The sequence below is a fragment of the Saccharopolyspora karakumensis genome, from assembly GCF_004349225.1.
In the GTDB taxonomy this organism is placed as follows: Bacteria; Actinomycetota; Actinomycetes; order Mycobacteriales; family Pseudonocardiaceae; genus Saccharopolyspora; species Saccharopolyspora endophytica.
This window is the reverse complement of record NZ_SMLA01000011.1, coordinates 98,121-115,307: the sequence shown is the minus strand read 5'-3', so window position 1 is coordinate 115,307 and position 17,187 is coordinate 98,121. Positions and strand designations below refer to the sequence as shown.

The following is a 17,187-nucleotide window of genomic DNA, read 5'->3' as shown; positions in this document are numbered from 1 at the left end:
ATTCCGGCCGAACGGAACATGACGGAGCCCGGGTGACCCACGTCGCTCCGGCGGGCTCGCGGAGCCGCGGAGATCCACCCGCCCGGCACCGCGGAGCGATCGGATCACGGCTGCGAGCTCACAACGCGCGCGTCGGCGTAGATCCGCTACCGTTGTCGACCATGGCGCGCAAAGCCAAGAAGCTGCCCTCCGCGAAGCACGCGTTCGTCGAGCTGTCCCGTCGTGGCCCGCACGACGTGCTGCACGGCGACCTGGCCCTGGTCGGCCTGCCCGGCATCGTCTGCACCCCGCGCACGGGGACGAACCTGCCGGCGGTCGTGTTCGGGCACGGCTTGCTGCAGCCGCCGCGCCGCTACCTGGCCCTGATGAGGCACCTGGCCAGCTGGGGGATCGTCGTGGTCTCCCCGGCGACCCACCGCGGCCCGCTGGCCTCCCACCGGCTCTACGCCGAGGACATGCGCACCGCGCTGGACATCGCCGCCGGGGTCCGGCTCGGCGACGGCCGGATCAGCGTCGACCCGACCAAGCTCGGCGCGGCCGGTCACGCCATGGGCGGCGGTTGCGCGGTCCTGGCCGCGGCCGAAGACCCGCGCATCAAGGCCGTGGCGACGCTGGCAGCGGCCGAGACCCTCCCGTCGGCCCTCGACGCGGCCGCGAAGGTCAAGGCCCCCGCCCTGCACCTCGCCGCGGGCGAAGACCTGCTGACACCCCCGGTGGCCAACGCCGAGCCGATCTCGCGCGCCTGGGGCGGGCCGGTGCAGATGCGCACCATCAAGAAGGCCACCCACCTGGGGTTCACCGAAGGTGTGCACTGGACCCAGCTCCTGCTGCACGGCAAGCCGGAGTACCACACCCAGCGCATCGCCAAGGGCCTGCTCACGGCGTTCTTCCTCCGCGCCCTCGCCAACGACCGCCGAGGCGACCTGCTGCTCAACGAGAACATCAAGGGCGCCACCATCGACCAGGTCAACACCCACGGAAAACTCGCCGCCTAGAGCTGCCCCGAACGCTCTCGCCGCGGCGAGCTCTCGGTGCGGATCTCGCCCACAGCGGTCAGAGGGTGCGCGACAATCAGGCACCATGACGCCCCCGCAGCCCCCGTACGGCCAGCCTCAGCAGCCGGGATACCCCCAGCAGGGCTATCCGCAGCAGCAGGCATACCCCCAGCAACCTGCGCATCCGCAACCGCAGGTCGGTTATCCACAGGGTTATCCACAGCAGCCCCACCCGCAGCAGGGCCATCCACAACAGCCGCAGAGCGCCAACGCCGGACGCATCATCGGCATCATCGCTGCAGCCATCGCGATCATCGCCGGCATCTACATCTTCTTCGACGGCATCGACAACCTGCTCAACATCCTGCTGTGCGCGACCGGTGGTCTGGCGTTGATCGCCGGTGGTGTTCTGCTGATCCTTCGGCTCTGGATCTCGCCGTTCGTCCTGCTCGGCGGCACCATCCTGCTGCTGGCGAACCTGGTGCGGCTCATCGTCTTCCGCATGATGAACATGGAGCAGGAGGACACGATCGCCGAAGCGCTCCTGACCTTCGCCGGTTGGGCGACCTTCCTTCCTGGTGCGGTCGTCACCGTTCTCGCCCTCCTGCCGATCGTGCGCAACTCGCTCAAACCCAAGCCCGGTGGAACACCTGCGGCCCCGCTCGCGCAGGCCGGTGGATATCCCCAACCCGGCTACCCGCAACAGCAGCCGGGTTTCCCGCAACAGCCCGGCTATCCGCAACAGCCCGGTTTCCCGCAGCAATCCGGCTACCCGCAGCAGCCCGGATACCCGCAGCAGCAGCCTCCTGGCGGTTATCCGCAGCAGTGACACTTCGGGCCGTGATCCAGCGGATCACGGCCCGACAACGCGCTCAGCGCAACCAGCTCTGGTTCTCGTAGTCCTCGTCATCGTCGAACGCGGGCCTCCGACGCGGGGCGGGCTTGGGCGGAGCAGGCGGTTTCGGCGCGGCAGGTGGCGGAGCCGGCTGCTGTTCGTTCCGGCGGCCAAAACGGCCTGCCTGCACGTTCCACCTGCTGTCCGGCGCAGGAGGCTGCGGTGCCGGTTGGCTGTAGTTCCCTTGCTGCGAACCGGAATTCCCCTGCTGCTCCGTGACTTCCGCCGACTGCGCGGTCGTCGCGGCGGCGTCCTCCACCTCGCTCTTCTGACTTGCGTAGAGCTCCTGCGAGAACCGCTCCACTTCCGGATCCGCGTCGACGGTCTCCGGCTCTTCGCCCACCGAGATCTCCTGCACGCCAGACTTCTCGTCTGCGCGACGGAGGTTCTCGGCCCGCTCGCGGATGCGCTCCACGAGCTTCTGGCCCTTCTCCGTGGTCTCCTGCGCGGACTTGTCGGCGGCCTTCGCGGAGTCGGCCCAGTTCTGCTCGACGGCGCGGACGCTCGCCGAGTTCTCCCGTGCCAGGCCCTCCATCGCGTTGCGGAACGCCTTGGCGTTCTCACTGATCGCGGTCACCGCTGCACTCCTTCACCGGTATCCACCAGGCTCACTTGTCCCGGTCCTCACCCAGCACCGAGCGGAAGCGCACGTTCGACGCATCCACCCCGTCGTCGAAGAGCTGGCCCTCGGTCCGCCACGGGCTGGCATTGGTGCGCTCCTGGTCGCCGCCCTGCTGGCCACCCTGACCACCACCCATCATGCCGCCCATCATTCCGCCGCCCATCGCGGAGGAACCGCCCTGACCGCTCTGCGAGCCACCTGACTGGCCACCCGCGCCTGGATCACCGCCGAACGAGGAAAGACCTGTCGAACCCGCGCCTTGTGCCGCACCTCCGGCTGGATCGCCGCCGCCCAGCGATGAAAGACCGCTGGAACCCGAGTTCGCGGGAGACGCCGCGTCCGGGGCATCACCGAAGAGGTTTCCCGCCATGCTCCCGAAGGAGTTCTGCACGCCATCGCCGGAAGGCGCCGACGAAGCGACGCCCGCGGCCTGCGCAGTGGTCGCGGCCGGGGAGCCCGGAACCGGCTCAGCGGTCGTGTCCGCCGCGGGCATGGTGGTGAAACCGCTGGTGCCCGCCGCGGGCATCGCGCCAAAACCGCTGGTGTCCGGCGCAGGCATCGTCGTGAAACCACCTGCCGCACCGGGCCCCGCGAGATCGGGCGCGGGTGGTGGCACGGCAGCGGCCGGAGCGACGGGCTCAGCCGGGGGAACACCCGGCTCCACCGGCGGGACTCCGGGTTGCGGCGGCTCGGCCGGGTACGGACCACCGATGACCCCGCCGCCTGCCGGAGAACCTGGCGCACCGAGGTTCGGCGGCTGCGGCTCGTCACCGAAGTCGATCGTCTGGTTCAGCGGGGGCTGACCCCCGCCGTTGTCGACGCTGACCTTCGTCTCACCGCCGGGCCCCTGTTCCAGGGTGATGGTGCGGTCGCCCTCGTGGATGACGGCGCGTCCGTCCGGTCCCGCCTGGACAGGAATCGGCTGCGGGCCACCCGGAGCGGGTGCTCCCGGCGCGGGAGCGGGCATCGCCTGCACACCGCCGGGCGCCGCTCCTGGCTGGCCGGGCATCTGACCTGGCTGGCCCTGCCCGAAGTCGACCGCGTAGGTCTTGGGCTGGCCGTCCGGCCCGGTCAGCTGGACCTGTGTCTTGCCGTACGCGCCCGGCTCTTGGACGGTCACGGCGTTCTGACCCTCGCCGAGCGTCACCTTCTCGCCCTCGGGCCCGCCCGGCCCGCCTTGGCCCGGCATGCCGGGAACCTGTGGCATTTCCGGCATTTCCGGAGGCTTGGGCATCTCCGGAGTGGGAGGCATCGCACCACCACCGGCTCCGGCACCGCCACCGGCACCCCCGCCAGCGCCTGCACCTGCCCCCGCACCAGCGCCACCGCCGGCTCCCGCACCGGCCCCGCCGCCACTGCCGGCGCCACCAGCGCCTTGCTGGCCTCCGGGCTGCTGCTGGCCACCGGGTTTCTGGTCGCCGCCCTTGTCGGCCGGCCCCGGGTTCTGGAAGGGGTTCTCCTCGGCCTTGCCCAACTCGTCGTTGAGCTTCTTCCACGCGTCGTTGATGTTCTTCTTGGTGTCCTCGCACATCTTCACGAAGCCCGCGCAGGTGTCCTCGACCTGCTTCGCGAAGGTGTGGCGGACGACCTTGTGACACTCCTGTTTGATCTTGTCCCGAGCTGCGTCGGACAAGTCACCGCAATCTTCCTCGATCGGGATTCCCCAGATCTGACAGGCCTTGCGCAGCGTGGTGTCGTCCTCGGTGTCGTTCGCCACCGTGATGGTGGTGTCCCAGTCCTGCTCCGCCTTCTCACCGATGCGCTCGGAGAACTTGTCGAGCTCCAGCGCGGCGTTGGCCTTCTCGCGAATCATCTTCGACACGGCCTTCACGGTGTCCTGCGTGGTCGAAGCGGCGTCGCTGACCGTCTGGATCACACGTTCCTGCGCTGTCGGCGTGAACTTCGACGAGAAGAAGTCCTGCGAGGCGTCCGACGCGCCACCGGTCCAGCCCTTCCACAAGCCTCCGAGCTTGTCGGACATGGTCTGCACGGACTCGCGCATGCCCTTTTCGGCGCTCTTGAGGTCTTCGATGTTCTTGGCGAACTTGTCGAAGTTGAGCTGCCGCTGCTCGTCGTAGTGCTCATTGAGCTTGTCGAGCTTCGGAACCTTGCTCTTGTCGCCGTAGTCGTTCTCGATCTTCTCGTAGAGCGGCACCCACCGCTCGAAGAACCTCAGCCCCGGCTTGCCCGCGTCGAGCAGCTCGTCGCCTGATTTGGCGCCGGCCCCGCCGTTCTCGCCGTTCTCGGACTTGCGCTGGACGTCGTCGAGCTTGCCCTTGCCGTCCTTGACGGCCTGGTCGTGCTGCTGTTCCGCCTTCGCGGCCGTGTCAGACTCGCCCTTGGCGTCTTTGTAAGACTCATTGAGGTTGTCGACGGGGTCTTCGAGGAAACCCTCCCCTCCGACGCGCCACATGCCGTCGTCGTACTTGTCGAGGTAGGGCTCAACTTCATCATTGATGCCGTTGCCCCAGATCTCGTCGGAGTTCTGGGCGTAGGCGAGTGTCAGCTCACGCTTCTTATCGTCAGAGACGTTGGGGTCGTCGAGTAGCTTCTTGACGTCTTCCCACTTCGGGCTCTCGTCCGACATCAGTTACCCCCGGATTTTCCGACGGTGTTAGCCGCGTCGGCGTCGGACCAGGTGTAGCCGGAGCCGGTTTTCTCCAGCTTCCCGGCGAAGTCGTCCATGCCGTCGGCGAGACTCGCGACGCACTTGGAGATCTTCTTCATCGCCTGGTCGTAGGGCTGGAAGTTCTCGCCATGGGCCTTGCCGAAGTCGGCCTGCCCCATCCCCATGTCGGCGATGTTCTTGCTGTGCTGATCGCGGACTGGATCCGCCGCAGCGCGAATGCTTCCACCTGCCGATGAGAACTCACCGGCGTTTGCCCCGAACCCGGTCACCCTTCCCCCTCCATCAAAGGAACCCGCCGTCGCTCATGCGGCGCTCAAGCACAGGTTCCGACGTGAACCAAGACTGTCTGGTTCCTCATCTTCGCAGGATTGCGCGGCTGAGAGGCTGAAACGGAGGAGGTACTTGCATCCGCGAAGGGGTCACGGGTGCGGCTGGCCGTAGCCCTGCTGCGGCGGGTACTGCTGCTGGGGAGGCTGCTGCTGCCACTGCTGTTGCGGCGGCACCTGCCCCCACTGCTGCTGCGGCTGCTGCGGCGTCTGACCCCACTGCTGCGGAGGCTGCGGGTACTGCTGGCCCCAGGGCTGCGGCTGCTGTGGGTAGCCCTGCTGAACTGGCCGTTTGCGGAAGATCAGGAATGCGATGAGGAACCCGATCCCGAATCCGACGGGCAGGACGATGACAGCTGAGAGCAAGGCTTTCCTCCGGTGGTGACGACGCTGACGACCGCGCAGGTCACTGGGGCGGGCGGGGCGGCCGGCCGAAGCCCTGCTGAGGGGGGAACTGCTGCGGCGGCGCCTGCTGCCACTGCTGCGGCGGAGTGGCCTGCCACTGCTGGGGCTGGGCGAACTGCGGCTGCTGGCCGTGACCGGCCTGCCCCTTGTCGCGGAACACCAGGAACCCGACGAGGAAGCCCAGCCCACCACCGAGGACGAGCCCGAACAACGTCATCGTCAGAACCATTGCGCTCCGCCTCCGTCCAGCCGTGATCGCACCGCGAACCTACCGAACGCGGGCGGCGGACGGGACGGCGTTCAGTGCACGAGCGTGTGCAGGCCCCAGCCTTGGGCGAGGACGACCGCGAAGATCAGCGCGCCCAGGAGCATGCAGACGAGCGGGACGATCAGGATCGTCCAGAGGTCGCCGAGGAGGCGCATCGGATTCTCACACCTTGTGATGACGTCGGTTGACGTACCAGGAACGGCCCTCGTGGGCTGCGTTGACAGCCTTGAGAGCTCCGAGCACCAGCGCGCCCAGCGCGATGATCCCGACAACGAGTCCGACGGCGATGAGACCGACAACTATGGCGACGACGATGGCACCCATGTGAGCAGGGTCTCACAGATCGAGGCCCTGTGGAGACTCACATCACAAAGATCACCGAATAGCGGAAACGATCTTTGCCAGTCTGTCCGCGATGTCCTGCGCGTTCTGCTCGCTGGACGCCTCGACCATGACCCTGACCAGCTGCTCGGTGCCGGATTGGCGGAGCAGGACCCGGCCGGTCTCGCCCAGCTCGACCTCGGCGTCGGCGACCGCGGCGGTCACCTCGGGGGCGACCACGGCCGCGGCCTTGTCGGCGACGCGCACGTTCACCAGGACCTGCGGCAGCCGGCGCATGACCTTCGTCAGCGTGGCCAGCGGGGTGCCGGTCGCCGAGACGCGGCCCATCAGGCGCAGCGCCGTCAGCAGGCCGTCACCGGTGGTGGCGTGGCCGGGCAGCACGACGTGACCGGACTGCTCGCCGCCCAGCGAGTAACCGCCCGAGCGCAGCTCCTCCAGCACGTAGCGGTCACCGACGGCCGTGGTGCGCAGGGACACGCCGTGCTCGCGCATCGCCAGGTGCAGACCGAGGTTGCTCATGACCGTCGCGACCAGCGTGTTGTCCGCCAGCTCGCCGGATTCGCACATCGCGACCGCGAGGATCGCCATGATCTGGTCGCCGTCGACGGCATCGCCCGAGGCGTCCACCGCCAGGCAGCGGTCGGCGTCGCCGTCGTGGGCGATGCCCAGGTCGGCGCCGTGCTCGAGCACCGCGGCCTGCAGCACGTCGAGGTGGGTGGAGCCGACGCCGTCGTTGATGTTGAGGCCGTCGGGCTCGGCGTTGATGGCCACGACCTCCGCACCGGCGCGGCGGTAGGCGTCGGGAGCCGCTTCGGAGGCGGCGCCGTTGGCGCAGTCGACGACCATCTTGATGCCGTCGAGCCGGGACGGTGCCGCGATCAGCAGGTGGTCGGTGTAGCGGCGCAGGGCGTCCGGGACGTCGCGGACGCGCCCGACGCGCACGCCCGTGGGGCGCTCGACGTGCTCGTGGAGGCGGGCTTCGATCTCGTCCTCGATCGCGTCCGGGAGCTTGTTGCCGCCCGCGCTGAACAACTTGATGCCGTTGTCGGGCATCGGGTTGTGCGAGGCGGAGATCATCACGCCGAGATCGGCGCCCAGCTCCTTGACCAGGTAGGCCACCGCCGGGGTCGGCAGGACCCCGATGCGCAGGACGTCGGCACCCGCCGAGGTCAGACCGGCCACGACGGCCGCTTCGAGCATCTCGCCGCTGGCCCGCGGGTCACGACCGACCAGCGCCACCCGGCGCCGGGAGTCGTCCCGGTCGTAGAGCACGCGCGCGGCGGCCGAGCTCACCGACATCGCCAGTTCCGGCGTGAGATCGCCGTTGGCCAAACCGCGCACACCGTCGGTGCCGAACAACCGAGCCATCAGCAGCAAGTCCTCCTCGTGTCTGCGACCGGTTGGTCAAGCGTCGCACAACCGGTCATCCGGCACTCCACAGCGTCCCCCGCGCTCGGGGGACGCTCGCGGCCCGCGCGGCCATGATCGAAGTCGCTTACGCCCGGTCAGTTCCGGGCACGACCGCCCAAGACCCCTGAAAAGACTGCGGGAGCAGGTTCGCCCGAGTGGGGCGAACCTGCTCCCGCAGGTAATGCTGGGGTTCGCGTCAGCGCTTGCTGTACTGCGGCGCCTTGCGGGCCTTCTTGAGGCCGTACTTCTTGCGCTCCTTCTCCCGCGAGTCACGGGTGAGCATGCCGGCCTTCTTCAGCGCCGGGCGGTCCTCCGAGTCGAAGGCGGTCAGCGCGCGGGCGATCGCCATGCGCAGCGCACCGGCCTGGCCCGAGGGGCCGCCACCGCTCAGGGTCGCGAGGACGTCGAAGCTCTCGACGCGCTCGACGGTGACCAGCGGCTCCTTGATGAGCTGCTGGTGGACCTTGTTCGGGAAGTAGTCCTCGAGGGTCTTGCCGTTGAGCTTGAAGCCACCGTTGCCCGGCACCAGCCGGACGCGGACCACGGCTTCCTTGCGGCGACCAACGGTCTGAACCGCGCCACCGGCCGGAACCGGAACGGGAGCGGGGGCCGGGGTCTCATCAGCGGCGACGGCCTCGACCGTCTCCTCCGCGGCAGCGGTCACTGCCTCTTCCTGCTGCAGTTCGTCAGTCACTTCTCGACCTTCGCCTTAATCTCGAACGCCTGCGGGTTCTGGGCCTGGTGCGGGTGCTCCGGACCGGCGTAGACCTTGAGCTTCTTGCCCATGGCCCGGCCGAGCTTGTTCTTCGGGAGCATTCCCTTGATCGCCTTCTCCAGCAGCCGCTCGGGGTGCGAGTCGAGCACCTGGCCGAAGGACTGCTTGCGCAGACCACCCGGGTACCCGGAGTGCCGGTAGTGGAACGCCTGCTCGCGCTTGTTACCGGTGAGGGCCACCTTCTCGGCGTTGATGATGACGACGAAGTCACCGGTGTCGACGTGCGGCGCGTAGGTGGGCTTGTGCTTGCCGCGCAGCAGCGTCGCGGCCTGAGTTGCCAACCGGCCGAGCACCACATCCTCGGCGTCGATCACATGCCAGGCGCGGGTCACCTCGCCGGGCTTCGGGCTGTACGTGCGCACGGGTCTACCTCGTCGTCGTTCGCGTCGGAATCTCAGTGCGGAGCCCGTCTCGATCACGCCGGACAGTTCGCACGAGGTCTTCTCGTGGAACCGGCACGTCCGCCAGTACCGCCGCCGGGACCGTGACCCGCTTTCGCGAGTCCGTTCCGCTGGCGCGAACTGCAGCCGCGCACCGCACAACAAAGAATGAGGGTACTTGGTGGCTTCTGGCCCGGTCAAAACGGGTCCTCGGTTGCTAATTCGAGGTTCTGACCTGGCAGATCGCCGAAACCAGCATAGCAATGCCCGCTGGTGCCCGGCTGGGGCCCCGGCAAAGCCGATCGGACCTCCGCAAACGGAGATCAACCGCCGGACGCGTTGATGGCCCCGGCGAAAACACCGGAGCCATCAACGCGGAAATCAGTGCGAGGTGAGCTCAGCCACCGAAGCGGCCGGCGTTCTTCTTCTCGCCGGCCTGGAAGGACTCGTTGGCCGCGCCCACGGCCATGCCCATCTTGGCGGCGGTCTCCTGCATCTTGGCGGCCTCCTGGTCCCAGGACGCCTGAGCCTCCTGGTACGCGGCCACGGCCTCGCCCTCCCAGGTGGAGACGAGCTTCTGGATCTTGCCCTCCAGGTCGTCCAGCTCACCCTGGATCTTCTGGGCAGCGGCCTGCAGGTCGTCGGAAGCCTGCTGCAGCTCCGCGAAGTTGACGTTGATCTCGCTCATTACCTGTCCCCTCGAATGCGTCTAGATCAAGAAATGTGGAATCTGCGAAGAAATGCGGAAGCGAAATCAGCCGTCGAGCATGCTGGTGATCTTGGAGATCTCCTGCGCCTGCTCCTCCTGGACCTGCGCGTAGTCCTGACCCGAGGACTGCACGTTCTGCCCCAGCTCGTCCAGCTTCTGGATGATCGTCCTGCCGCTCTGCTCGTACTGCTCCATCAGCTTGCGGAAGACGTCGGCGGCGGCACCCTTCCAGTTCTGCACCGGGCCCTCGAGCTGGCCCTGCAGCTGCTGCAGCGCCTGCTCGACCGCGTTGCGCGCCTCGTCGATGTCAACCGACGCCTGCTGGATCGCCTCGGTGTCCGCACCAATTCCAGCCATCTCTGGATGACCCCCTTCAAACTCGGTATCAAGCTCTGATGAACCTGCGACGCAGACATTGCCACGTCCGGTTCCCTGTTGTCCTGGATTTCTCGGCAAGCCGTTGCTGTTGTGAACGCAAAAACGGGAACCGGCAGGTCAACACGGGTTTTGCGGTTGCGAAAACCTCAAAGGCGGTTCGGCCGAACGGAGTCCGTTCGCAAATGCATCAGCCGATCCCGAGTGAACCCACGACCTGTTCGCAAGCGCGAACGACGTCGTCCTTCCCCTGCGGTCCGTACTTGCAGCCCACGCTCACTTTGAATTGACCTTTGTACAGCGTGTACCACTCGACGGTCGCCTCCGGCAGCGTTTCCCGGTAGTACACGACGTCCCGGCCGGCGAAGCTCGTGGACGGCGTGAACAGTGAGAACTTCTCGCCCACCGCAACGCTTTTCTCGTACTCGCCGCGCAACAGCTGCACCGCTCGATTGCGGTCGCCGTCGGTGTCGAAGGTCAGCCGCCCCTCCTCGACCGCGACCAGCGATCCCTGCGGTCCGTCGCCGGGCGCGACCAGCGTCTGGAACTTCGTCGCATCACCGCCCAGCGGACGCCAGTCACCGGGGTAGGAGAAGTGGTAGTCGTAGGCGGCCATCTGCTGCGCGGGCACGAGCGGATCGGCCTGCGGCCGGTTGCCGGTGAGCAGCAGCGCGGCCGCTCCGGCCGCCGCGACCAGCGCCACGGCCCCGGCGCCGACCAGCCACGGGGCCTTCCGCTTGCGCTTGAGCTTCGGCGGTTTGGTCACCGGGCGGGTCGGTTCGTCGCCGGTCATGACCGCCGGTCTGGGACGGCTCGGCGCCTCACCCCGGGTGGGCTGGTGCCCCGGCAGCGGGTAGTCGCGGACGGTCGTGCCGCCCGCCCAGGCTCCGGTCGGGGCCAGACCGCCGCTGCGCCCGGGGTCGAGCCGGACGGCGCGCAAAGCGCCTCGGGCGACCACGGTTTCGGGCTGGTCGAGCGTCGCCGGGACGACGCCGGTGCGCTCGTGGATCAGGCGCGCCACCATCGGGATCCGGCTGGAACCGCCGACGAGGAACACCCCGGCGAGCTGCCTGCGCGGGACCTGCCCGTCGCGCAGCGTCGCCAGCACCAGCTCGGCGGCCTTCGCCAGCGGTGCGGCGATGAGCTTCTCGAGGTCGGCGCGGGTGACGTGGGCGTCGGCGAACGGCGGCGGCATGGGGACGTCGGTGTAGGCGTGGCGGGACAGCGTCTCCTTGGCGCCGCGCACGTCCTGCCGCAGCACGCGGCGACGTCGCCGATCGGGCATCTCGCGGCCCTCGACGAGCTTGCGCCACGCGTCCGGATCAGCGGTGCCGACGAGCTTGCCGACGTGCTCCAGCAGCAGCTGGTCGATGTCCGCGCCACCGAAGTTCGGCTCTCCCTTGGTGGCCAGGACCTGGAAGGACGAGCCCTGCTTGCGCACCACGGAGGCGTCGACGGTGCCGCCGCCGAGGTCGAGGACGGCCAGCGCTCCTCCGTCGGGCAGGCCGTTGCCCGCCGAGTGGAAGACGGCCGCGGCGACCGGTTCGGGCACCAGGACGATCTCCTTGCCCAGGCCGGCGGCGGCCTGCCGGAGCTCGGCGGCGCGCACGGAACCCCAGTCGGCGGGGTGGGTCAGGACGAGGAGGTCGACGGCGGCACCGCCCGCGAAGCGGCGGGCCTCGCCGACCGCGCGGTGCAGCACGGCCCTGATGACGTCGCCGACCTTCAGCACGGTGCTGCCGAGCAGCAGTTCGCCCTCGTCGATGCGACGTTTGGGGTGCGGTTCGAAGCGAGCGGGATCGACCGCGGCCTGGCGTTCGGCCTCATGACCGACGAACAGCGTGCCGTCGGCGGCGGCGAACACCGCGGAAGGCACCAACGGCTGCCCGTCGATGACGACCACCTGTGGCTCGGCACCGCCGACCGAGACCACCGTGCATGTGCTCGATGTGCCGAAGTCGATCGAGACGTGCAGGGACACCCAGAACTCCATTCACCGTCGCCGAAGCGCTCGTCGGCGACGACGTCGTCATCCGGCCCGCCGTACCGGCGGCACCGTCCCCCCGGGGAGCACCCTAGAACCACCCGCCACCCCGGCACCAACATCCTCCCGCAATCAGCCGACGACGTTGGGTGATCGCCTGAGTGAGAGGCACCCCGCGAACGCAAACCCGACCCGACCCGGACCGCGCCGCACCCGCACCACCCACGACCAACACCGGCCGTTCCCCACGTCCCCGACACATCAGTCCGGGACCCACCTGAGAGGGTGAAGTCTCGGATTTCAGTGGAAACCGGGGGCCTGATTTCCACTGAGATCCGGGGTCAGGTTTTGGCTTGGGTTCGGACTTCTGCTACTCGGTTTTCGAGGGCTGTGGTCAGTTCCGGGGCGCCCAGGCCCGCTAGGACGATCTCCGGGCCCACGCCTGGGCGTTGTCGCTGGGTGAGGCCGTAGCGGCCGTCGGGTTCCGGGGCGTCGAACCACTTGAGGACCGCGGAGCGGTGGGTCCTGCCGTGGCGGTCGCGGAGGTTGGCCGTGAACTGGCCGTCGCGGTGGTGCTCGGCCTCGACGAAGGCGCGGAGGGTCTCGGCGGCCGGTGCTTTGCGCGGGCCCGCGGACTGCATGTGGTCGATGTTCTCGAAGTCGTCCGACGGCTTCTGAGCCGCCAGGTCGGCCGACGGGACGGCCAGGCGGGGACGTGTGCCGACGGGCGCGGGCGGCATGCCCTGCACCGCGGCAGCGCCCACCGAGGTTCGCGGCAGGACCGAGATCCGCAGGTCACCGCCGTAGTTCTCGGTGTCGCCGGACTGCTGGACGAGCAGCAGCGCGCCCTGCTCGGTGGCCACCGACAGCAGCCTGAACGGGGATTCGACGGTGTCGTCGGGCATCCAGAGCCCTTCGATCCACAAGCCCGGTTTCGCCAGCTGCCCGAGGACTTCGGCGAAGCGCTGGGTCAGGCCGTTCTGCCCGAGCAGACCGGCTTTCTGCAGCTCAGGAAGGCTGCGCTGACGCAGCGCGGCACGCTCTTCGAGCGTCTCACCGTGCGAGCGGACGGAGATCGGGAACGGGTACTCGTCGAACCCGCCGATCTCCCAGCACAGGTCGAACCACAGCGGTGGCAGCAGCCAACGCTCGGACACGCTTTCCTCCCCCAGCTACGCCGAAACGCTCGTCACTCGCCGAAAACGGGAGGCGCGGTCTTCGGCATGTCGTCCATCCAGATGTCTTCTTGCTCTTCGAGCCACGAGGGACGCTCGTGCTCGTTGTCCTCGGAACCTTCGCCGCGCTGACCCGCACCGGCACCGGCCCCGGGGGCACCCGCGGCACCACGACCAGCGGCACCCGCACCCGCAGCGCCCGCACCGGCACCTGCGCCGAGACCGCCCATCCCTGCCCGGCCACCAGCGCCCAAGCCGCCACCGGCCTTGCCACCGGCACCCATGCCGGCGCCCGCACCGCGAGCACCGCCCATGCCGCCGGCTCCACGACCGCCGGCGCCCGCACCGGCTCCCGGCGGCATCCCGCCGACGAACCCGGCCGACGGCCCGCCTGGACCGGGATTCATCCCGGGCGGCGTGCCACCACCGGCACCAGGACCGGTCGGCATCGGCGAAGCCCACTGCGAACTGCTCTGAGCAGGAGACGAACCACCGGAGGAACCCCCGGCGGACCCACCGCCGACCGACGAGCCGGAGTAGCCACCGCCACCGGACCCCGAACCGGAACCGGAGCCGCCGGGAACCGCACCACCGGGGTCACCCGAACCAGGCGGAGGCGGCGGAGGAGCCAGCGGGTTCACCGGCGGCGGGAACGTCGGAGTGCTCGTGTCGACGGCCTGGTAGCCCTTGCCGTAGACGTTCTCCGCGACCTGCCGCGCCTGCTGATCGGCTTCCTGCTGCTCGCGCATCTGCGCGGCGCCGTCCATGAGACCGCCGGTCGGGCCCATCGCGGTCGCGATCACACCGCGAGTGGTGTCGTACCCGGCGGGCGGCTGCAGGGATGCCTTGGTCTGCTCGGCCGCGACCCCCGCCTCCTGGATCTTCAGGCCCGTTCCGCGCACCGAGTCGCCGAAGGCACGACCCCACTCCTGCAGCGGCTTCGACGCGTTGAACCCGGCCTCGGCCGCCTGACCACGCATTCCGTCACCAGCGGCGGCGCGGGCCTTCTGGTCCAGGTCACCGAAGATCTCGGCGATGTCGGCGCCGATCTTCTCCCACGCCCGACCGACCTTCGCGATCTCCTCGGGATTCAGCGACGGCTTGAGCTGGCTGGCGAGCCGCGCCTGGTCCCAGTTCTTCCAGTTGTCCTGCTGGGTGATCGACGCGGGGTCGCGGCCATCGAGCTGGAGGTTCTGCTGCTGCTGGTTGAGCGCCTTGAGATCTTGGCGCCCGTCCTTGGCCGCAGCTTCGCGCGCCAGCCGAGCTTCCTCCTGCGCGGAGGTCTCACCACCAACGGCGCCGACGAACACATCACCGGCAGACGAGGCGACGCCGCCGACGAACTCGGTGAACCCGTTCCCCATGTCGTTCCCCCTCGACAGTTCCTACTTCGGCAACTTCTTCTCGGCGACCTGCGCGATCTCCATAGCCTTGGCACAAGTGGCTTCGTCGTTCTGGTAGCTCGCCGAAGACGTGGTCACCTGGATGGACACAGAACCCTGCCCAACAAAGATGGCCTGGCTGCAAACCCCGTTCCCGACCGAGGCAGTCGAGATCATCTTTGCGCCGTCCCGCTGCCCGACCTTGTTCGTCTCGAAAACAGCCATGTTCGAACGACGACCTTCCCAGTAAGCCAGGGAGCTCTGCTCGCCCTTTACGACGGACAGATCAAGAGCGTCGCCACTGAACTCGCACGCCTTCTCACCAATGCCCTGGTCCAGAGGCTCACCCGGCGCGCTCACGCCCAAAGCTTGCAGATCTTGTTCCCCGAGCACCTGGCACGGGTCCACCGATGCCAGCACGTTCAACGCTGGCTCTGGTGCCCCTTGCTGCGCGCCGCCGCCAGCGGAGCTGCAGCCACCAACAGTCACCGCGAACCCTGCGAGCAGCACGGCACCAATTCGTGTTTTACGCATACCCACCATCAGATCAGACGCGTCCTACGCGCCGGGAGTGTTCTTCGTCGGTGTTCTGCATTTCGCGAGACGAATCCCGGTATGCCTGCGCCATGTCGCGCAGGGTCTGCTCCATCTTGAACAGGATCGCTTGGAGACCAGTGTCCGGCGCACGAAGCTTGTCTGCGAACTTCTTCTCCAGCTGGTGCCCGATGAAGCAATCGCCAAACGACCCGCTGAGGAAAAGCCGCTCGGCGCGGGATCGCTGTTGCCGAAGGTCGTCGGCCTTGTCGTCATAGACCTTGGCGACTGCCTCCGCGCTCTCGTGGTTCATGACGAGTTGGCCGTTGTCGACGGCTGCCCGCAGGCCGACCGACTGGCCTTCGAGCGCTGAGGCGCCGGCGGCTAAGCCTTCCATCCCGGTGGTCATCGAGAGCCCCCTCCACGTTCGTGATCATGAACGTCACTCAACCGAGCGATCACGAACGCAGAGGCTACAAGTCAGTGACCTGCCGTGGGGCGGGTTTCACGGGAGGTAGCTCACACAACAGCCGATCAGCCCAAGCGATCAACGAGAACGGCGTAGTCCCGAGAGGAAGTCGGCCCACCTCTGCTGGGGAAACACCAGGACATCACCGTCCCGATCCTTCGAGTCCCGCACCCCGACGACTTCAGGAGCCACCGCGACCTCGACGCAGTTGCCCTCGACCGCGCTCTTGCTGGACTTCCGCCAGTTGCCTAACCCGGATGTCATTCCGTCTCCCGTTCGTACTGCCGCGCGTAGGCGTTGAGTATCTCGCGGGAACCATCGGAATCCGATGCCTGAGCTTCGAGCAGTTCGACGGAATCGAGGAAGGGTTGAACGTGGTCGGGCTCATCGATGAACGCACCTGAGCTGCGGGCTTCGAGGTAGACCACCGGACGTGCCCGGCCGAACTCGAACAGCACGAAAGTTCCGCTCAGCCCGGCGTGGACGCCCATCGACATCGGCAGCACCCGCGCGCTGATGTTGGACTCCTCCGTCGCGGTGACGATCTGCCGCAGCTGCTGAGCCATGACCCGCGGCCCACCGATCGGCCGGATCAGCGCTGCCTCGTCGATGAAGGTGCGCAGCTCAACCGGGTTCCGACGACTCAAGATGCCTTGCCGCATCTGGCGAATCCCGACTCGCTCGTCGATCTCCTCCTCAGCGAGATCGACGCTCGCCACGATCGATCGGGTGTAGGCCCTGGTCTGCAGCAGCCCGGGCAGGACGTTGAGGGTGACGTCCGTGATGCGCTTCGCGCGGGACTCGGCGTCGATGAGCGCCGAGAGCTGTTCGGGCAGATCGCGACCGACTTCCCACCAGGCGGGCTCGCGGACAGCGGCCGCCATCTTGATCAACCGGTCGCGGTCCTTCCCGTTGACCTTCAGGACTTCGAGCATCGCCTTGACGTTGTCGACGAGGATTCCGCGACGCGCGGTCTCGATGCGGCTGACCTTCGCCTCGGACCAGCCCAAAGCTCGGGCGAGCTCTCGCGCGGTCATCCCGGTCGCAGCTCGGGCCGCTCGAAGTTCCTTCGCCAACGTGCGAGCCCTGGGTGTGTCGGCCATGGGGTCAGCTTACGAGCGGCGAACAGCCTTGTTGACCTCCCTCTTTCGTGTAATTGATCAGTTTGCCCAACTCCGTGCAAACTTGCCCGCAATCAACTCACTGGGGAGTTCCGATGCCTGAATACCTGACCTACGTGTGGCGGCCCGTTCCCGGGAAGCGGCACGCCTTCCCGGTCGCCGCGACCAAGCTCGCCCCCGAGGAGACCGCGACCGCCTACTGCGGAGCCGAAGTCGAGGCCGCGAAGCTCCACGACCTCAACGAGATCGCCTGGATCCTCGAACCCACCTGCATGGACTGCTGGAAGCACCTGGCGGACAACCCGCCCACCAGATGACCACCAGGCCCCCGGGGACCAACCAAAAATCCTCCCCTCGAACCGGGTTCGAGGGGAGGCTTTTTCAGCGTCAG

22 protein-coding genes are annotated in these 17,187 nt (G+C 68.1%); 3 read left to right on the top strand and 19 right to left on the bottom strand.

The window, feature by feature from the left end; translation table 11 throughout:
* The first annotated feature begins 161 nt into the window (after positions 1 to 161).
* The gene (locus E1202_RS10750; RefSeq protein ID WP_132682614.1) at positions 162 to 995 is read left to right on the top strand and encodes a dienelactone hydrolase family protein; all 834 of its coding nucleotides are present in this window, start codon (positions 162 to 164) and stop codon (positions 993 to 995) included.
* Between the two features lie 85 nt (positions 996 to 1,080).
* The gene (locus E1202_RS31765; RefSeq protein WP_207918552.1) at positions 1,081 to 1,824 is read left to right on the top strand and encodes a hypothetical protein; all 744 of its coding nucleotides are present in this window, start codon (positions 1,081 to 1,083) and stop codon (positions 1,822 to 1,824) included.
* 43 nt (positions 1,825 to 1,867) lie between these two features.
* On the opposite strand, the gene E1202_RS10735 is transcribed toward E1202_RS31765, so the two are convergent.
* From E1202_RS10735 to E1202_RS10655, 19 genes are all read right to left on the bottom strand, one after another.
* Complete coding sequence (locus E1202_RS10735; RefSeq protein ID WP_132682612.1) at positions 1,868 to 2,467, bottom strand: hypothetical protein; 600 nt, start codon at positions 2,465 to 2,467, stop codon at positions 1,868 to 1,870.
* A 31-nt stretch (positions 2,468 to 2,498) separates the two neighbouring features.
* Positions 2,499 to 5,099 (bottom strand): hypothetical protein, encoded by a 2,601-nt coding sequence (locus E1202_RS31760; RefSeq protein WP_132682610.1) that lies wholly within the window; start codon positions 5,097 to 5,099, stop codon positions 2,499 to 2,501.
* Positions 5,099 to 5,410, bottom strand: coding sequence for a hypothetical protein (locus E1202_RS10725; protein WP_132682609.1), 312 nt, complete (start codon positions 5,408 to 5,410; stop codon positions 5,099 to 5,101). Before E1202_RS10725 ends, E1202_RS31760 begins: the two co-directional genes overlap by 1 nt.
* Before the next feature lie 150 nt (positions 5,411 to 5,560).
* The gene (locus E1202_RS31755; RefSeq protein ID WP_207918551.1) at positions 5,561 to 5,833 is read right to left on the bottom strand and encodes a hypothetical protein; all 273 of its coding nucleotides are present in this window, start codon (positions 5,831 to 5,833) and stop codon (positions 5,561 to 5,563) included.
* A 40-nt stretch (positions 5,834 to 5,873) separates the two neighbouring features.
* On the bottom strand, positions 5,874 to 6,089 hold the full coding sequence (locus tag E1202_RS31750; protein ID WP_207918550.1) for a hypothetical protein: 216 nt from the start codon (positions 6,087 to 6,089) through the stop codon (positions 5,874 to 5,876).
* Between the two features lie 83 nt (positions 6,090 to 6,172).
* The gene (locus E1202_RS32575; RefSeq protein ID WP_268952313.1) at positions 6,173 to 6,295 is read right to left on the bottom strand and encodes a hypothetical protein; all 123 of its coding nucleotides are present in this window, start codon (positions 6,293 to 6,295) and stop codon (positions 6,173 to 6,175) included.
* A gap of 7 nt (positions 6,296 to 6,302) precedes the next feature.
* Positions 6,303 to 6,464: a hypothetical protein gene (locus tag E1202_RS31380; RefSeq protein WP_165943817.1), complete on the bottom strand. Its 162-nt coding sequence runs from the start codon at positions 6,462 to 6,464 to the stop codon at positions 6,303 to 6,305.
* 51 nt (positions 6,465 to 6,515) lie between these two features.
* Entirely contained in the window at positions 6,516 to 7,850 is a 1,335-nt protein-coding gene (glmM, locus tag E1202_RS10710; RefSeq protein ID WP_132682607.1) for a phosphoglucosamine mutase, read from the bottom strand.
* Between the two features lie 238 nt (positions 7,851 to 8,088).
* Complete coding sequence (rpsI, locus tag E1202_RS10705) at positions 8,089 to 8,574, bottom strand: 30S ribosomal protein S9 (RefSeq protein ID WP_132682675.1); 486 nt, start codon at positions 8,572 to 8,574, stop codon at positions 8,089 to 8,091.
* A gap of 8 nt (positions 8,575 to 8,582) precedes the next feature.
* The gene (gene rplM / locus E1202_RS10700; protein ID WP_132624452.1) at positions 8,583 to 9,029 is read right to left on the bottom strand and encodes a 50S ribosomal protein L13; all 447 of its coding nucleotides are present in this window, start codon (positions 9,027 to 9,029) and stop codon (positions 8,583 to 8,585) included.
* A gap of 415 nt (positions 9,030 to 9,444) precedes the next feature.
* Complete coding sequence (locus E1202_RS10695) at positions 9,445 to 9,735, bottom strand: WXG100 family type VII secretion target (protein ID WP_132677019.1); 291 nt, start codon at positions 9,733 to 9,735, stop codon at positions 9,445 to 9,447.
* 66 nt (positions 9,736 to 9,801) lie between these two features.
* The gene (locus E1202_RS10690) at positions 9,802 to 10,113 is read right to left on the bottom strand and encodes a WXG100 family type VII secretion target (protein WP_132682606.1); all 312 of its coding nucleotides are present in this window, start codon (positions 10,111 to 10,113) and stop codon (positions 9,802 to 9,804) included.
* Between the two features lie 208 nt (positions 10,114 to 10,321).
* Complete coding sequence (locus E1202_RS10685) at positions 10,322 to 12,124, bottom strand: type VII secretion-associated protein (protein WP_132682604.1); 1,803 nt, start codon at positions 12,122 to 12,124, stop codon at positions 10,322 to 10,324.
* A gap of 332 nt (positions 12,125 to 12,456) precedes the next feature.
* Positions 12,457 to 13,272 (bottom strand): ESX secretion-associated protein EspG, encoded by an 816-nt coding sequence (locus E1202_RS10680; RefSeq protein ID WP_132682603.1) that lies wholly within the window; start codon positions 13,270 to 13,272, stop codon positions 12,457 to 12,459.
* 32 nt (positions 13,273 to 13,304) lie between these two features.
* Entirely contained in the window at positions 13,305 to 14,654 is a 1,350-nt protein-coding gene (locus E1202_RS10675) for a hypothetical protein (protein ID WP_235878017.1), read from the bottom strand.
* Positions 14,655 to 14,675: 21 nt separating this feature from the next.
* On the bottom strand, positions 14,676 to 15,215 hold the full coding sequence (locus E1202_RS10670; RefSeq protein WP_132682601.1) for a DUF3558 family protein: 540 nt from the start codon (positions 15,213 to 15,215) through the stop codon (positions 14,676 to 14,678).
* Positions 15,216 to 15,219: 4 nt separating this feature from the next.
* A complete protein-coding gene (locus E1202_RS10665; RefSeq protein ID WP_235878015.1) occupies positions 15,220 to 15,615 on the bottom strand; it encodes a hypothetical protein in 396 nt (131 codons plus the stop codon).
* Between the two features lie 138 nt (positions 15,616 to 15,753).
* A complete protein-coding gene (locus E1202_RS10660) occupies positions 15,754 to 15,939 on the bottom strand; it encodes a DUF397 domain-containing protein (protein ID WP_132682599.1) in 186 nt (61 codons plus the stop codon).
* The gene (locus E1202_RS10655; RefSeq protein ID WP_132682597.1) at positions 15,936 to 16,778 is read right to left on the bottom strand and encodes a helix-turn-helix domain-containing protein; all 843 of its coding nucleotides are present in this window, start codon (positions 16,776 to 16,778) and stop codon (positions 15,936 to 15,938) included. Before E1202_RS10655 ends, E1202_RS10660 begins: the two co-directional genes overlap by 4 nt.
* Positions 16,779 to 16,891: 113 nt before the next feature.
* Here E1202_RS10655 and E1202_RS10650 point away from each other — a divergent pair, with 113 nt between their 5' ends.
* Positions 16,892 to 17,113: a zinc finger protein gene (locus E1202_RS10650; RefSeq protein WP_132682595.1), complete on the top strand. Its 222-nt coding sequence runs from the start codon at positions 16,892 to 16,894 to the stop codon at positions 17,111 to 17,113.
* Positions 17,114 to 17,187 lie beyond the last annotated feature (74 nt).

Bases quoted from the DNA above. Each gene is read 5' to 3' on its own strand.
- E1202_RS10750 (WP_132682614.1), top strand. From the start codon at position 162: ATGGCGCGCAAAGCCAAGAAGCTGCCCTCCGCGAAGCACGCGTTCGTC.
- E1202_RS31765 (WP_207918552.1), top strand. From the start codon at position 1,081: ATGACGCCCCCGCAGCCCCCGTACGGCCAGCCTCAGCAGCCGGGATAC.
- E1202_RS31760 (WP_132682610.1), bottom strand. From the start codon at position 5,099: ATGTCGGACGAGAGCCCGAAGTGGGAAGACGTCAAGAAGCTACTCGAC.
- E1202_RS31750 (WP_207918550.1), bottom strand. From the start codon at position 6,089: ATGACGTTGTTCGGGCTCGTCCTCGGTGGTGGGCTGGGCTTCCTCGTC.
- E1202_RS32575 (WP_268952313.1), bottom strand. From the start codon at position 6,295: ATGCGCCTCCTCGGCGACCTCTGGACGATCCTGATCGTCCCGCTCGTC.
- E1202_RS31380 (WP_165943817.1), bottom strand. From the start codon at position 6,464: ATGGGTGCCATCGTCGTCGCCATAGTTGTCGGTCTCATCGCCGTCGGA.
- glmM (WP_132682607.1), bottom strand. From the start codon at position 7,850: ATGGCTCGGTTGTTCGGCACCGACGGTGTGCGCGGTTTGGCCAACGGC.
- E1202_RS10695 (WP_132677019.1), bottom strand. From the start codon at position 9,735: ATGAGCGAGATCAACGTCAACTTCGCGGAGCTGCAGCAGGCTTCCGAC.
- E1202_RS10690 (WP_132682606.1), bottom strand. From the start codon at position 10,113: ATGGCTGGAATTGGTGCGGACACCGAGGCGATCCAGCAGGCGTCGGTT.
- E1202_RS10685 (WP_132682604.1), bottom strand. From the start codon at position 12,124: ATGGAGTTCTGGGTGTCCCTGCACGTCTCGATCGACTTCGGCACATCG.
- E1202_RS10675 (WP_235878017.1), bottom strand. From the start codon at position 14,654: ATGGGGAACGGGTTCACCGAGTTCGTCGGCGGCGTCGCCTCGTCTGCC.
- E1202_RS10670 (WP_132682601.1), bottom strand. From the start codon at position 15,215: ATGGTGGGTATGCGTAAAACACGAATTGGTGCCGTGCTGCTCGCAGGG.
- E1202_RS10665 (WP_235878015.1), bottom strand. From the start codon at position 15,615: ATGACCACCGGGATGGAAGGCTTAGCCGCCGGCGCCTCAGCGCTCGAA.
- E1202_RS10660 (WP_132682599.1), bottom strand. From the start codon at position 15,939: ATGACATCCGGGTTAGGCAACTGGCGGAAGTCCAGCAAGAGCGCGGTC.
- E1202_RS10655 (WP_132682597.1), bottom strand. From the start codon at position 16,778: ATGGCCGACACACCCAGGGCTCGCACGTTGGCGAAGGAACTTCGAGCG.
- E1202_RS10650 (WP_132682595.1), top strand. From the start codon at position 16,892: ATGCCTGAATACCTGACCTACGTGTGGCGGCCCGTTCCCGGGAAGCGG.